Source organism: Curvibacter lanceolatus ATCC 14669, from assembly GCF_000381265.1.
GTDB classification, from domain to species: domain Bacteria; phylum Pseudomonadota; class Gammaproteobacteria; order Burkholderiales; family Burkholderiaceae_C; genus Curvibacter; species Curvibacter lanceolatus.
In genome coordinates, this window is record NZ_KB906290.1 from 18,486 (window position 1) to 32,776 (window position 14,291).

A 14,291-nucleotide genomic window follows, 5' to 3' on the forward strand; every position below is an offset into this window, starting at 1 on the left:
ATCCACCGGCCAGCGGTCCTCAGCGGCATTCCCATCCCGTCCGATCCTCCCAAAGCCCCGCGAAACTGGGGGCCGGCCCCAAGCAAAACATGCTGCCATGACGTGGTCATGACGTCCGTGACCTGCCCAGGTCGGCGGGAGGCGCGGCAGAAATGCGCGGCAGACAGCCATCACGGCGCCGTGCTGGCCAAGGGCGGCACGGTCGCTTCATTTTCAATAGCAGGTGCTGTTCAGTGCGTCGGCACGGGCCCAGCCATGCGAATCTGCGCAGCCGCTGGGGATATGGGCTGACGGGCCGCTAAAATCGGCCTCATCCTGCAACAGTCTCCAACGGCACCCCAGGGTGCCGTTTCAATTTGCCACGCCATGAGCGACACCATTCAACAGCCCGGGCTGAACAGCCTTTCGAAGTCCTTTGAACCTGCTGCCATCGAGGCCCAGTGGGGCCCCGAATGGGAAAAGCGCGGCTACGGTGCCGCCGGCTTCCGCGGCACCGGCGCGGCCCAGGCCGATGCCCCCTCGTTCGCCATCCAGCTGCCGCCGCCCAACGTGACCGGCACGCTGCACATGGGCCACGCGTTCAACCAGACCATCATGGACAGCCTCACGCGCTACCACCGCATGAAGGGCTTCAACACCGTCTGGGTGCCCGGCACCGACCACGCGGGCATCGCCACCCAGATCGTGGTGGAGCGCCAGCTGCAGGAGCAAAAGCTCAGCCGCCATGACCTGGGCCGCAAGAACTTCGTCAGCAAGGTGTGGGAGTGGAAGGAGAAATCCGGCAACACCATCACCACCCAGATGCGCCGCATGGGCGACAGCGTGGACTGGAGCCGCGAGTACTTCACGATGGACGACAAGCTCTCCAGCGTGGTGACCGACACCTTTGTGCGCCTGTACGAGCAAGGCCTGATCTACCGCGGCAAGCGCCTGGTCAACTGGGACCCGGTGCTGATGTCGGCTGTGTCCGACCTCGAGGTGGAAAGCGAAGAGGAAGACGGCAGCCTGTGGCACATCGCCTACCCGCTGGCCGATGGCTCGGGCAGCCTGACCGTGGCCACCACCCGCCCTGAAACCCTGCTGGGTGACGTGGCCGTGATGGTGCACCCCGAAGACGAACGCTACACCGCCCTGATCGGCAAAATGGTCAAGCTGCCGCTGACCGACCGCGAGATCCCGGTGATTGCCGACGACTACGTGGACCGCGAGTTCGGCACCGGCGTGGTCAAGGTGACCCCGGCGCACGACCAGAACGACTACGCCGTGGGCCAGCGCCACGGCCTGCCGATGATCTGCGTGCTGACGCTCGAAGCCAAGATCAACGAGAACGCCCCCGCCAAGTACCAGGGCCTGGACCGCTTTGTGGCCCGCAAGGCCGTGGTGGCCGACCTGGAAGCCGCCGGCGCCCTGGTCGAGGTGAAAAAGCACAAGCTGATGGTGCCGCGCTGCACCCGCACCGGGCAAGTCATTGAACCCATGCTCACAGACCAATGGTTTGTCGCCATGAGCAAGGTCAGCGAGCAAGACCCCACCGGCAAATCAATCGCCCAGAAGGCCATCGACGCCGTGGCCAGCGGCGAGGTCAAGTTCGTGCCCGAGAACTGGGTCAACACCTACAACCAGTGGATGAACAACATCCAGGACTGGTGCATCAGCCGCCAGCTGTGGTGGGGCCACCAGATTCCGGCCTGGTACGACGAAGACGGCCACGTGATCGTGGCCCGCAACGAAGCCGAAGCCCAGGCCAAGGCCCCGGGCAAGACGCTGCGCCGCGATGAAGACGTGCTGGACACCTGGTATTCATCCGCCCTGGTCCCTTTCAGCACCATGGGCTGGCCCGAGCAGACCGACTCGGCCACCGACGACTTCAACCTGTACCTGCCCAGCACCGTGCTGGTGACGGGCTACGACATCATCTTCTTCTGGGTGGCCCGGATGATCATGATGACCACCCACTTCACGGGCCGGGTGCCCTTCAAGCACGTGTACATCCACGGCTTGGTGCGCGATGCGCAGGGCAAGAAGATGAGCAAGTCGGAAGGCAATGTGCTCGACCCGGTGGACCTGATCGACGGCATCTCGCTGGAGCCCCTGCTGGACAAGCGCACCACCGGCCTGCGCAAGCCCGAAACCGCCCCCCAGGTGCGCAAGAACACGCAAAAAGAGTTCCCCGAAGGCATTCCGGCCTATGGGGCCGATGCGCTGCGCTTCACCTTTGCCGCGCTGGCCTCGCTGGGGCGCAGCATCAACTTCGACAGCAAGCGCTGCGAGGGCTACCGCAACTTCTGCAACAAGCTCTGGAACGCCACCCGCTTCGTGCTGATGAACTGCGAAGGCCATGACTGCGGCCTGCTGGAGCACACCAAGGCCGACTGCGCCCCTGGCGGCAAGGCCCATGGCTACATGAGCTTCAGCCAGCCCGACCGCTGGATCGCCTCGGTGCTGCAGCAAGTCGAGGCCGATGTGGCAAAGGGTTTCGAGGAATACCGCCTCGACAACGTGGCCAACCGCCTGTACGACTTCGTCTGGAACGAATTTTGCGACTGGTACCTGGAAATTGCCAAAGTGCAGATCCAGACCGGTGATGAAGCACAACAACGGGGCACCCGTCGCACGCTGATTCGCACACTGGAAGCCATCCTGCGCCTGGCCCACCCCATCATTCCTTTCATCACCGAAGAACTGTGGCAAATCGTGGCCCCCGTGGCCGGCCTCAAGGGCGAATCAATCAGCGTGGCGCGCTACCCCGAGTCGCAGCCCGCCAAGATCGACCCGGCTGCCATCGCGCATGTGGAGCGCCTGAAGGCCCTGGTGGACGCCTGTCGCAATCTGCGTGGCGAACTGGGCGTGTCGCCCGCCACCCGCCTGCCCTTGCTGGCCGTGGCCAGCCAGCCCGACGAAGCCACCTTCCTGCAACAATCGGCCGCCATACTGCAGGCGCTGGCCAAATTGAGCGAGGTGAAGCTGTTTGCCACCGAAGCCGAATGGGCCGAAGCCGCGCAGGCGGCCCCGGTGGCGGTGGTGGGTCAGGCCCGGGTGTGCCTGTTCGTGGAAATCGACGTGGCTGCCGAGAAGGCCCGTCTGGCCAAGGAGGCAGCGCGCCTCGCAGGCGAGATTGCCAAGGCCCAAGGCAAGTTGTCGAACGAAGCCTTTGTGGCCAAGGCCCCACCGGCAGTGATTGAACAAGAGAAAAAGCGGGTAGCCGACTTCTCAACCAAGTTGGCTGGCATCGAAGATCAACTCAGGAGGATGAAATAAATGAATATCAAGCAGACTGTTCGCAAAGCGGTTTTTCCGGTCGCAGGGCTGGGCACGCGTTTTCTGCCGGCCACCAAGGCCAGCCCCAAGGAAATGCTGCCCGTGGTCGACAAGCCGCTGATCCAGTACGCGGTTGAAGAGGCCCATGCCGCCGGCATCGACCACATGATCTTTGTCACCGGCCGCAGCAAGCGCGCCATCGAAGACCACTTTGACACCGCCTACGAACTCGAAGCCGAGCTGGAAGCCGCCCACAAGACCGAGATGCTGGCCCGGCTGCGCGAACTGCGCCCCGAGGGCATGACCTTCTCCTACGTGCGCCAGCCCCGCTCGATGGGCCTGGGCCACGCCGTGCTGTGCGCCGCCCACCTGGTGGGCAACGAGCCCTTTGCCGTGCTGCTGGCCGACGACCTGATGTCCGCCTCAGCCGGCGGCGAACCTGTGATGGCCCAGATGACGCGCCAGTTTGCCAAGCTGGGCCGCTCGATCCTGGCGGTGCAAGAGGTGCCGCTGGAACACGTGCGCCGCTACGGCATTGTGGTGGGCGAGCCCGTGGACGACCGCGTGCTCAAGGTCAGCCACATCGTCGAAAAGCCCATGCCCGAAGTGGCACCCTCGCGCATGGGCGTGGCAGGCCGCTACGTGCTGACCCCGGCCATCTTCGACATGCTGGCCAACCAGCCCCGTGGCGCCGGCGGCGAGATCCAGCTGACCGATGCCATCGCCCGCCTGATGACCACCGAGGCCGTGTACGCCTGGCAATACGAAGGCAAGCGCTACGACTGCGGCAGCAAGGAAGGCTTTCTGGAAGCCACGGTGGAACTGGCCTTGCAACACCCTGAAGTGGGCGCTGGTTTCCGCGAATACCTCAAGGGCCTGACGCTCTGAGGCGGGCTCAGCCAGGCCCCTGACGCAAAAACAGCCACCCGGGCGCAAGCCCAGGTGGCTGTTTTGCTTGGTGTGTTGAGTGGAGGGCCACCCGCCTCAGCGGCGGCGCAGCACGTGGATGAACTCTTCGCCCTGGGTCTTCTGCTCGACCAGCTCGTTGCCGGTCTGCTTGGCAAAGGCCTGGAAGTCGCGCGTCGAGCCCGGGTCGGTGGCCACCACCTTGAGCAGCTGGCCGCTCAGCATGTCCGTCAGCGCCTTCTTGGCCTTCAGGATGGGCAGCGGGCAGTTCAGGCCGCGGGTGTCGATTTCTTTGTGGATGTCCATCTGGGTTCCTCAGGTCTTGAGCAATTCTACGCAGGACCGGGCCCGCGGGCCGCCATCCAGGCCGATCATTCTTCGCGCCGTGGAAACTCGATGAAGCGCGGCTCGATGCCGCGCCCCCGCAGCCATTGGGCCAGGGCTAGCCCGGTGCCGGCGGGCCAGCACATCACATCCTGCGGATCGAGCAACTTGTACTCGACCAGCTCGGGCGACAGGCTGATCTCGCCCTCGGCCACCGCGTGGTAGGTGATGATGACCTGGTTCATGCGCTGAAAATCGGCCACACCCACCAGGTCCAGCGACAGCACGTCGAGGTTGGTCTCTTCCTTGATCTCGCGCGCAATGCCCTCTTCGGGCGTTTCGCCGGCCTCCATGAAGCCCGTGATCAAGGCAAACATGCGCCCCGACCAGGCCGCATTGCGGGCCAGCAAGACCTGCCCGCGGTACTCGATGATGGCCGCCAGCACCGGCGTGGGGTTGTTCCAGTGCGTCCAGTCGCAGGCCATGCAGCGCAGCCGGAGCTTGTCGCCACCGTCTTCAGCCCGTGAGACCCATTCGAGCGACGTGGCGCATTGCGGACAAAAGCGGAAATCAGCGGCCATGTAAAAACCCCTCCTCGGGCAATCGGCGATCAGCGATAGGCAAGCGGTGTGAAACGGCGCCGGCCCGCAGAGCAGGCCGCTGGAGGCCCGCCGTGTCAGGCCGGGAACACGCCGGTGGACAGGTAGCGATCGCCCCGGTCGCACACGACAAACGCGATGGTGGCGTTTTCGCAGCCGCGTGCAATCTCTTGCGCGACCCAGCAGGCCCCGGCCGCCGAGATGCCGGCAAAAATGCCTTCTTCACGCGCCAGGCGGCGGCAGGTTTCTTCGGCATCGTCTTGCGACACATAGACCAGCTGATCCACCAGGCTGGCGTCGTAGATGCTGGGCAGGTAGGCCTCAGGCCATTTGCGGATGCCCGGAATGCGCGACCCCTCGCTGGGCTGCGCGCCGATGATGCGCACCGCCGGGTTCTTTTCTTTCAGGAACCGGGCCACGCCGGTGATGGTGCCCGTGGTGCCCATGGCGCTCACGAAGTGGGTGATGCGCCCGCCCGTCTGCTCCCACAGCTCGGGGCCGGTGGTCTCGTAATGGATGCGGGGGTTGTCGGTGTTGCCGAACTGGTCCAGCACTCGACCCTTGCCCTCGCGCTGCATCTGCTCGGCCAGGTCACGGGCGTATTCCATGCCGCCGCTCTTGGGCGTCAGCAGGAGCTCGGCACCAAAGGCCTTCATGGTCTGCGCGCGCTCTATCGACAAGTCCTCGGGCATGATCAGCACCATGCGGTAACCCCGGATGGCCGCCGCCATCGCCAACGCGATGCCGGTGTTGCCCGAGGTGGCCTCGATCAGCGTATCGCCCGGCTTGATGTCGCCCCGCTCTTCAGCACGGCGGATCATCGACAGCGCCGGCCGGTCTTTCACCGAACCCGCGGGGTTGTTGCCCTCCAGCTTGGCCAACACCACATTGCCACGCCGCTGGTTATCGGCCACACCGATGCGCTGCAGCGCGATCAACGGGGTTTTGCCGACTGCATCTTCAATGGTTGGGTAATTCATGCCCAACACTGTGCCATAATTTCGCTCTAGCGTTTTTTTGCCCGGGTGGTGAAATTGGTAGACGCAGGGGACTCAAAATCCCCCGCCGCAAGGCGTGCCGGTTCGATTCCGGCCCCGGGCACCACTTACAAATCAAGCACTTACGTGCAGTCGATGGGTAAGAGCAAAGAAACGTTCCGCATCCGTTCAGCGTGATGTTCCGCTTTTGTAGATCTGCCACCGTTGAGGTGGCTTTTTTTTGTCTTGATTGCTGTATGCATATACAGCATCAATAAGAAGGAGGCGCCCCTCCCCGGCGTTTACGCCAACCCTCCCACCGTCGGAGCGGCGCTTTCATCACAGGCCGAGACCAGAGGGTCCTAGGAGAGTGTGCTGATGGTTTTGGGGGCGTCTGATGTTTGCCCCATACTTGCCCCCCTAGTATCGATTCATTTCGCCATCTACTACCGAGCATCTGCAGGGTACGATGTCCGAGAACGGCCAGAAGCGGTCGCTCAACGAGTTTGCAGGTAGCTGACATAGAGCAAGGCCGAGCGCACGCATTCACATCAGTGACTGTGTGAATGGTGGGCATCTGGCACGTGCGCATGGCTGTGCCGCATCGGTTCATGTCGATGTGCGTGACTGTGCGACCCAGTGGGCATGACTTCATGGGTGTGATCATGATGCCCATCGTTGTGCGTGTGCGCATGCTCATGCAACAGGGCTTCGTGGTCGTGTTCATGGTGATGTGATTCCATCAAGTGAACGGTCACCCCCATCAGCATCATTACGCCGCCCAGCAACATGGCCCAGCCACCTGAACGATCCCCCAGCAGGAACGCGAGTGCCGCACCGATGAACGGCGCAAAGGCGAACACCGACCCCGTGCGAGCTGCCCCGAAGGCACGTTGCGCGAGCAGGTAGAAGCGCAGGCTCAAGCCATAACCGCTAGCCCCCACCGCCAACAAGCCGAGGATCGGACCAACTGGAGGCAACGACTCCCCGGTCACCCCTGCCAATACAAGCGTTGTGGTGGTGCCAAGCACTGACTTCGCCAGCACCACCTGCCCAGGATCGCGCTCGGCCAGCGCTCTCGACAAGGTGTTGTCCAGACCCCAGGCCGCCGTAGCGCTCATGACCGCCAGCAGTCCCCAGAACTGGCTGTTGCCGCTCTGGCTCTGATCCAGCACCAGTGCGATCCCTCCAGCCAGCAACAAAGCCACCGCAGTGGCGACCCGGCGATCCATCGTTTCCCGATAAAGACACCAAGCCAGCAGCGCTGTGAACAAGGCCTCCAAGGTCAGCATCAAGGACGCCCCGGTGCCACTCGTATGTTGAAGCCCCCAAACCAATGCCACCGGCCCTACCGCAGCCCCCAAGAGCGCCATTGCAAGGAGGCGGGGCAGATCCGATGGCAACAAGCGGGCCTCTCGCTCCGTCGGTTGACGCGTGAAAGCACCGACCACGGCGGCTCCTGCATAGAGCAGCGCAGCCGTTGTGAAGGGGCCAACGCCCAGCCCCAACTTCTGCACCAAGGGGGTACTGATACCGAACAATGTTGCGGCCAGCAAAGCCAGCATGCCGCCTTTGAGCGCAGGCAAAGATGGCGTGAAAGGTGTCATCAGCAGCATTCTGCGCAATCACCACCCCGCTGGAGGCCAGTTGTGTGTTTCGCCTTGGCCGTCCTTGCACCAAGCGTAGATGGCGTCGTACATCACCAAGCCATGCTTGAGCATCTCATGGTCGTTTTGAAAGGTCTTGGAAAGACCCAGCGAGATCGCGTACAGGCCCGCAGACTGTGGCGTAAGGTCCAGTCGGGAGGTGTCAGCCCCCCGCACGATCACAGCCAGTTGGTCCAGCGCCGGGTCATGCAGGCAGTACTTGGCAATAAAGGCGTCGAAGCTGCACAACTCGTCCACGTGGCTCAACTCCACGCCAGGGATGTCGTAGGGAATGGCCCCCGTTTCAGTGGCGATGGCCAACACATCTGCGGCGGGGACATAGAGGAACTCGGCGTTCTGGTCAATGAAGCGCTTGACCAACCACGGGCAGGCGATGCGGTCGATCTTGGGGCGTTCGCGTGTGATCCATTGCATGGTGATGCTCCTAACGTTGGGTTGGAATGATCTGAATGTCTTGGACTGGATGACCTTGGAAGCCCAAGGCCAGTCCCTTGTCATCGTGGATCAACTCCCAGCAGGCGCTTGGGGCCGCTCCAGCAATGATGTTGATGCACAGGAGATGGGCGTCGAAGTGCCAGCGCCCCTTTCGCGCTCGGCCCAACTCCAAGGCATCAATGGAGCCGTCGGACTTGAGGTGGTAGCGCCAGTGGTAACCGTCGGTGATGGTTTGACCGATCAGCAGCTTGCGCACCTCCTGAGCTGTCAGAACTTGAACGTGCTGCGGTGAGGTTCCGGCCTGTGCGATCCCGATGCCAAACGTGAGCAAGGCCCGAGCAAGCCAACTTGGCGAAGGCTGTGTAGACAAAGCGAAGCCCACTCAGGCTCCGTGCATCAGCGGGTAGATCGCCAGCCCGATCAAGGCCGCAGCCACGACGATCGCGGGCTCTGGGAGCTTCTTGAACTTCCACAGCACGGCAGCCGTGGTGAGTGCCAGCAGCGCAGTCACCCAGTCGGTGATGGAGCGCTCCCCGATCACGATCACCGCCCCAGTAATGGCCCCGATGGCCGCCGCTGTAACGCCATCCACGAAAGCGATGATGGCCGGTAGCTTGCCGTACTTCTTGAAGTAGGGGGCAGGCAGCACCGTGAACAGATAGCAGGGCAGGAAAGTGGCAAGAGCCGCCACGACAGCACCCCAGAATCCCGAGACCAGATAACCGATGAAGCCCGTGGTGATGACCACCGGGCCCGGCGTAATCATGGCGACCGCCACGGCATCCACGAATTGCCGATCTGTCAGCCAGTGGTACTCCTGAACCACGCCGCTGTATAGAAAGGGCACGATGGCCAAACCACTGCCAAACACAAAGCTGCCAGCGTAGGCGAAGTACCCACCGACCTGGGCCAACTTGTGCCAATCCAAAGTTTCCAGAGCGAAGAAGGCACCGATAGGCCCAGCAACGACACGAAGATCTCCGCGTCGTGCCCAGGCGGGCGGCGCACGCCAGAACCAGACCAGCACTCCCGATCCAAGGAACAACCACACCACCTCTGACTTGGTGACCACCGTGACACCGACACTGACCAAAAAGATAGCCCACAAGAGCTTGTCGCGCCCGATGTTCTTGGTGGTGAGCTTGTAGGCGCTCATGGCGATGATGCCGATCACAGAGGCCCCCACGCCGTAGAACACGGCCTGCATCCAGCCGATGCCCCCAAACGCACTGTAGGCCGCCCCCAGCGCCACGACCATCAGAAAGGACGGCAACACGAAAGCCAACCCCGCCAACGTGGCACCCAGGATTCGGAAGTGCACGTAGCCCAGGTAAATGGCTAACTGCGCAGCCAGAGGGCCCGGCATCAGTTGGGCCAAGGCCATGCCTTCCTTGTAGTCGCTCTCGGAGATCCAGTGACGCTTCTCGACCAGATCCCGATACATGTACCCAACCAAGGCCACGGGGCCCCCGAATCCCCAGGAGCCCAGGGCCAGCATGTAACGCACAAGTTCCCAGAGCGTATAGACCGGCCCCGATGGGGTCTGCGAAGTGGTCGAAGAAATCGAGGATGAAGATGACAAGTCAAACTCCCATCTGGGTACAGAGACCCATGAACAGGAGCAGCACTTGGGGCCAGAACAGCCCTTGATGGCGGGGAGACTGCTCAAGTCCCCGCTAGTTGGATTCTAGGGCCATTCTGAGCAGGCATGTAGCCCAACACATCAACTCTGAAGAGTCGATTTCGAACCGGGGGACTGTCTGCAGGGCGGATTGCGATTTGTCGGCTAAGGGCCCATTGCAGAATTTCGTTGGCCCTGCTGGATCGGCTCAGATCGGTTGCTAGGCAGAAGCCCGCTCAAGGCCCGGCACCTCGGAGATCAGTATGCGTCCGGTCAAGTCACGTCGGCGGCGTTCGTGGGTTCATCTCACAACCGTATCGCCGTCGAGCAACGTCAACGGCTACGAGAAGTTCAGCTGTCCGAGCTGAGTTCGTGGCCCCGCCCTTGATGATTCGCTCAATGTCGCGCAGGACTGCATCAACAGCCTCCGTCCAACTCAACATGGCAAGTGTCGCGGTGCAACTGTTTAAGGATTGATTTTTTTCCATTCGGCCAGAATGGCACCGTCCAATTTCCGCCTCTGTTCGCCTGCGCACATATGACCGCCATTGCCAGCCTTAAGCAATTTGGCCGCCAGGTTTTGGCAACAGGCGTTCGGTTTGGCTTCATGCCAAGCTTCAGGACGCGGCTCTCCAGCGATGCGGCAGCAGTTCCTCAATACGGCTGGCTGAGTGCGTTGGTAAGCGATCCAGTACGTCCTTGAAGTAGGCGTATGGATCGTGCCCGTTGATGCGCGCCGAGTGCAGCAAACTCATGATCGCTGCAGCCCTTTTCCCTGCGCGTACCTGCAGCACCTGAACGCGAGCGATACGACGAGGCTGATTTTCACTTTTGAGGAGGACGGCGTTGTGCACTCCCCGTTTCTAGGCACGATGAAGGCGCGCGACTTTTTTCCCAAGCTCGCCCAGGCATCGAGCCAGAGCGTGATTACGCTGATCGACTTGTTCGCGTCCGTACAGCCCTCAGACGACACCGTGCGCGTGGCAGCCTATTTCCGCTACGACTGGACTCTGAGCGATGGGAGGCCTGTTGACTTCACGTGCGTGGACGTGTTTGAGTTTCGGCCGGGAAGAGACCGCATCGACAGCATGCACATCGTTTACGACACGCATCCGCTACGCGAGAGGGTGGGTGACAAATACGCGCCAAACCCAGTACTCAACGCTTGAGCGGTCAGCTGACTGCAGGGGCAGCTATGCAGCGCCGGGTCCATGGATCCGCTGGCAGCAATTGAAGCGCTGAAGATGCTGTCGTACTGCGGCGGCCGAGAGCGGATGCCGGTGAAGTGCTGCAAATGGCCGAGTCTTGCCGCTCGAAGTGGCCCACGATAGCAGCGGGAGGCCCCTTCGCCCCCCTCGCAGCCTAAAACAACCCCACCGGCTCCACCTCCCGGTCCCAGCTGTAAATGATCAGCTCGCTGCGCTCCACCCCCTTGGCCCCACCGCCCACCTGGTAAGTGATCGGCACCACTTCCATCTGCAGCCCAGCAAAGCAGCGCCGGATGTCCGGATGGTCATTGATGCTCAAGATGGCCTTGCCCTTGATCTCCCGCATCAGCTGGGCCATAGCCTCGTACTGCTCCCATTCAAACGGCACGCCGTACCCCTCGGTCTGCCAGTACGGCGGGTCCATGTAAAACAAGGTGTGCGGCCGGTCGTAGCGCTTGATGCACTGCTGCCAGTCCAAGCGCTCGATGTAGGTACTGGACAGACGCAGGTGCGCAGCGCTCAGGTTTTCCTCGATGCGCAGCAGGTTCAAGGGCGGCGCCGTGGTGGCCGTGCCCCAGGTCTGGCCTTGCACCTTGCCACCGAAGGCGTGGTGCTGCAGGTAATAGAACCGCGCCGCCCGCTGCAGGTCGGTCATGGTCTCGGCCGGGGTGTCCTGCAGCCACTTGAACATGTCACGGCTTGAGAGCGCCCATTTGAACTGGCGCACGAACTCCTCGAGGTGATGCTTCACCACGCGGTACAGGTTGACCAGTTCGCCGTTGACGTCGTTGATCACCTCCACGTCGGCCGGCGGGCGCAGGAAGTACAGCGCGGCGCCGCCCGCGAAGACCTCAACATAACAGGTGTGCGCCGGGAAGCGCGGGATCAGGATATCGGCCAGGCGGCGCTTGCCACCGAGCCAAGGGATGATGGGGGTTGCCATTGTGGGCTCCAAAGCTTCGTTTACACTCGCCCCGCCTGTACAGGTGGGCAGGGACTTGGGCTGGGCTCACAGGCGCGATCTGTGGGTTCGGCGTTCGGGTTGGGTGTTGACGCACCCTTTCCGTTCGCCCTGTTCTTTTTTCTGGGGATCAGGGGGAGGTGTGCACCTCCGCGGGCTGGTTCCCAGCTTGGTTCATTGCGTCATGCGCGGCTTGATTCACGGCCTGGTAGCTGGCCTCGCAGGCCAGCCCTCTCACTCGGGCTTCATCAGCCACTGCCGCCAGCTCTCCCGCTCGCTGGTCAGCGCGTCTGAACAGCTCGGCAAGCAGATCGACGGCGGGGCTTGTGTCTGCCTGGCACTGGCCGGCAGCGGTGGCCGCTGAGGCGCTGGCACGCTGACGCTCGACGTAACCGGCAAGCTCGCGCTGCAGCCGCTGGCCAGCATCACGGGCACGATCCACAGCCACACGCGCCTGCGCCAGATCAGCCTGGGCCCGGGTTTCGATTTCTGAGACTTGATCACGGTATTGCCGCTCCAGTTGACGGTTGGTTTCTGAGGCCACGCGGGCTAGGCGCTCACCCTCGGCCTGCTGCTTGGCTTGCTGGGTCTTGGCTTCTGAGGCGGCGAGCTGGGCCCCATGAAGGCGCCAGGTTTGAACAGCCACGGTGCCGGCCAACGCGAGCACCAGGACCTGCAGGGAGGCCCTTTTGACGCTATCGAGCACCGACATTCGCCACCTCCTGCAGTTGACCCAGGCACACCTCGAGCTCGGCCCCGCGCCGGTCCACCAGACCGCGCAAGGTCACCAGCTCGCCCTGCACCCGGGCCTTGACCCAGCGCGAGAGCTGCTCGCACCCGGCCTGGGCTTGCCCCGCATTGAAGAGCCGGGCCAGGGTTGACCCGACCAGCGCCTCTTCGCCCAGGTTGTAGGTGAAGTCGATCAGCGCGGCCCGCTGCCAAGGCGTGAGCGGCACCCGGATCTGGCGTGACACGGCCGCGTCCGCGATGCGCAGGTGCTTGTCGCGCAGCGCATCGCACTCGGTGGGCGTGTAGGTCTTGCCCGGCACCACGTCCTTGCCGGTGATGCCCTCGCACACGGTCAGGATGCCCACCGGGTCGCGGTAGGGCGTGAGCCGCCGGCCCTCGTACCAGGTGGCCAGCACACCGGCCAGGGCAATGGCACCGCCACTGGCGGCTTGGATCAAGCGCTTTTTGAGGAGGTCGTTCATTTGGGGGGAGTACCGGTTTTGATGGTCAGGAAGGCGCCCCAGGTGACGGCGGCTAGCGCCACCAGTGCGGTGATCGGCTTGGCCAGGGCGCCGATCCAGTTCAGGACCTTGAAGGCGCCCTTCATGGCGCCAAAGAACTCCACGATCTCGGCCGTGTTGGACTCGGTGCGGATGGTCGCGCTGGTGTTCTCCGCCAGGTCGGCCCTCAGGCTGGCCATGGTCTCGTCACCAGTGGCCAGGCGAACGCGGATGGTTTGGAGCTCGGCCTCCACCGCCGCCAGGCGCTCGGCTTCGGTGGGCGGGGTGACCTGCAGAGGGTCCGTGTTCGCGGCTCCGGGCGCGAGAGGTAAGGATTGCTCGTCCAGCATCACACCCCCTTGGCCTGGTCGCAGTGGCCGGCGTCGAGCCGGTCCAGCAGCCGGCACAGCACACAGCCCCACGCCCTGCCCTCATCCCGCGCCCGGGCCGCCCGGCTGCTCACGGTCTCGCGCTCATCGCCATTGGCTGCCACGTTGAACACCCGATCGAATGCCCGGGCAATGCCCCAGGCCCGGCCCGGGTTGGTCAGTACCGCCCAGAGGTAGCGCACCAGGGCGGCCAGCGGGGCCAGGGCCACCACGGGCAGCAGCATCAAGAGGTACAGCCGTTGAGACAACTTTTGGTTCATGGCCGCTCCCCTGCTTGCACCGGAGCGCCCAGGATCTGGTCCGCGTCGACCGCGTGGCCGGCCTGCACCAGCAAGGCCAAGGCCGCGGGCAGATCAGCCCGGTCCAGGTCGATGAAGCCCCGCACCGAGCAGTCCTTGACCAGGGCCTGTACCGCAGGGCTCGGGTCAGCCAGGATGGCCCATTTGGCGGGGCCGAAGCGATCGAAGAAGCTGCCCACCGCCACATGCCGGGGCACAGCCACCACCGGGTCATCGGGTGCGGGCCCGAGCAACCCGAAGCGCCCCGCATGGTGTTCGGTGACAAACGCATCGTCGGCCACCACGGTGTTCAGGATGGCGCCATCGGCGCCCAGAATGTTGTAAAGGTGTCGCATGGTTCTGCCTTACGAGAGTCAGGGAGTGAGATCAGCAAAGAAGCGAAGGAACGCCAAGCCGCTGCCGCCCGCGCCGCTGCGGC

16 protein-coding genes, 1 tRNA gene and 1 pseudogene are annotated in these 14,291 nt (G+C 63.3%); 4 read left to right on the forward strand and 14 right to left on the reverse strand.

Annotated features, from left to right (window positions below; genetic code table 11):
* Positions 1 to 366: 366 nt before the first annotated feature.
* Positions 367 to 3,258, forward strand: coding sequence for a valine--tRNA ligase (locus F624_RS0130715; protein ID WP_019578210.1), 2,892 nt, complete (start codon positions 367 to 369; stop codon positions 3,256 to 3,258).
* Positions 3,259 to 4,146, forward strand: coding sequence for a UTP--glucose-1-phosphate uridylyltransferase GalU (galU, locus tag F624_RS0130720; protein ID WP_019578211.1), 888 nt, complete (start codon positions 3,259 to 3,261; stop codon positions 4,144 to 4,146).
* Positions 4,147 to 4,242: 96 nt separating this feature from the next.
* Here the strand turns inward: galU and F624_RS0130725 are convergent, their stop codons facing one another.
* From F624_RS0130725 to cysM, 3 genes are all read right to left on the reverse strand, one after another.
* Positions 4,243 to 4,470 (reverse strand): sulfurtransferase TusA family protein, encoded by a 228-nt coding sequence (locus tag F624_RS0130725; protein ID WP_019578212.1) that lies wholly within the window; start codon positions 4,468 to 4,470, stop codon positions 4,243 to 4,245.
* Between the two features lie 65 nt (positions 4,471 to 4,535).
* Positions 4,536 to 5,069 (reverse strand): NUDIX hydrolase, encoded by a 534-nt coding sequence (locus F624_RS0130730; protein WP_019578213.1) that lies wholly within the window; start codon positions 5,067 to 5,069, stop codon positions 4,536 to 4,538.
* A gap of 95 nt (positions 5,070 to 5,164) precedes the next feature.
* Complete coding sequence (cysM, locus tag F624_RS0130735; protein ID WP_031256856.1) at positions 5,165 to 6,067, reverse strand: cysteine synthase CysM; 903 nt, start codon at positions 6,065 to 6,067, stop codon at positions 5,165 to 5,167.
* 39 nt (positions 6,068 to 6,106) lie between these two features.
* On the opposite strand from cysM, the gene F624_RS0130740 reads away from it, so the two are divergent.
* Positions 6,107 to 6,191 (forward strand) — tRNA-Leu (locus F624_RS0130740).
* A 424-nt stretch (positions 6,192 to 6,615) separates the two neighbouring features.
* Here F624_RS0130740 and F624_RS0130745 read toward each other — a convergent pair.
* From F624_RS0130745 to F624_RS34520, 5 genes and pseudogenes are all read right to left on the reverse strand, one after another.
* Positions 6,616 to 7,671: a DMT family transporter gene (locus F624_RS0130745; RefSeq protein ID WP_031256857.1), complete on the reverse strand. Its 1,056-nt coding sequence runs from the start codon at positions 7,669 to 7,671 to the stop codon at positions 6,616 to 6,618.
* 18 nt (positions 7,672 to 7,689) lie between these two features.
* On the reverse strand, positions 7,690 to 8,145 hold the full coding sequence (locus tag F624_RS0130750; protein WP_019578216.1) for a chromate resistance protein ChrB domain-containing protein: 456 nt from the start codon (positions 8,143 to 8,145) through the stop codon (positions 7,690 to 7,692).
* 10 nt (positions 8,146 to 8,155) lie between these two features.
* Positions 8,156 to 8,548, reverse strand: a complete 393-nt coding sequence (locus F624_RS0130755; RefSeq protein ID WP_157443718.1) for a hypothetical protein — start codon at positions 8,546 to 8,548, stop codon at positions 8,156 to 8,158.
* Positions 8,549 to 9,664 (reverse strand): chromate transporter, encoded by a 1,116-nt coding sequence (locus tag F624_RS0130760; RefSeq protein WP_019578218.1) that lies wholly within the window; start codon positions 9,662 to 9,664, stop codon positions 8,549 to 8,551.
* Positions 9,665 to 10,404: 740 nt separating this feature from the next.
* A pseudogene (locus F624_RS34520) lies at positions 10,405 to 10,572 on the reverse strand (transposase domain-containing protein); the annotation flags it as partial.
* Here F624_RS34520 and F624_RS0130765 point away from each other — a divergent pair.
* Positions 10,528 to 10,956 (forward strand): nuclear transport factor 2 family protein, encoded by a 429-nt coding sequence (locus tag F624_RS0130765; RefSeq protein ID WP_019578219.1) that lies wholly within the window; start codon positions 10,528 to 10,530, stop codon positions 10,954 to 10,956. The pseudogene F624_RS34520 and the gene F624_RS0130765 overlap by 45 nt on opposite strands.
* Positions 10,957 to 11,149: 193 nt before the next feature.
* Here the strand turns inward: F624_RS0130765 and F624_RS0130770 are convergent, their stop codons facing one another.
* The 6 genes from F624_RS0130770 to F624_RS0130795 form a co-directional block, all read right to left on the reverse strand.
* Positions 11,150 to 11,938, reverse strand: coding sequence for a DNA adenine methylase (locus tag F624_RS0130770; RefSeq protein ID WP_019578220.1), 789 nt, complete (start codon positions 11,936 to 11,938; stop codon positions 11,150 to 11,152).
* A gap of 148 nt (positions 11,939 to 12,086) precedes the next feature.
* The gene (locus F624_RS0130775) at positions 12,087 to 12,668 is read right to left on the reverse strand and encodes a DUF2514 family protein (protein ID WP_051107609.1); all 582 of its coding nucleotides are present in this window, start codon (positions 12,666 to 12,668) and stop codon (positions 12,087 to 12,089) included.
* Positions 12,652 to 13,167 carry a lysozyme gene (locus tag F624_RS0130780; RefSeq protein ID WP_019578222.1) on the reverse strand — a complete coding sequence of 172 codons (516 nt, stop codon included), beginning with the start codon at positions 13,165 to 13,167 and terminating at the stop codon, positions 12,652 to 12,654. The genes F624_RS0130775 and F624_RS0130780 overlap by 17 nt, the downstream gene beginning before the upstream one ends.
* Positions 13,164 to 13,535: a hypothetical protein gene (locus F624_RS0130785; RefSeq protein ID WP_019578223.1), complete on the reverse strand. Its 372-nt coding sequence runs from the start codon at positions 13,533 to 13,535 to the stop codon at positions 13,164 to 13,166. Before F624_RS0130785 ends, F624_RS0130780 begins: the two co-directional genes overlap by 4 nt.
* Complete coding sequence (locus F624_RS0130790) at positions 13,535 to 13,834, reverse strand: hypothetical protein (protein ID WP_019578224.1); 300 nt, start codon at positions 13,832 to 13,834, stop codon at positions 13,535 to 13,537. The genes F624_RS0130785 and F624_RS0130790 overlap by 1 nt, the downstream gene beginning before the upstream one ends.
* Entirely contained in the window at positions 13,831 to 14,208 is a 378-nt protein-coding gene (locus F624_RS0130795) for a hypothetical protein (RefSeq protein WP_019578225.1), read from the reverse strand. The genes F624_RS0130790 and F624_RS0130795 overlap by 4 nt, the downstream gene beginning before the upstream one ends.
* Between the last annotated feature and the right edge of the window lie 83 nt (positions 14,209 to 14,291).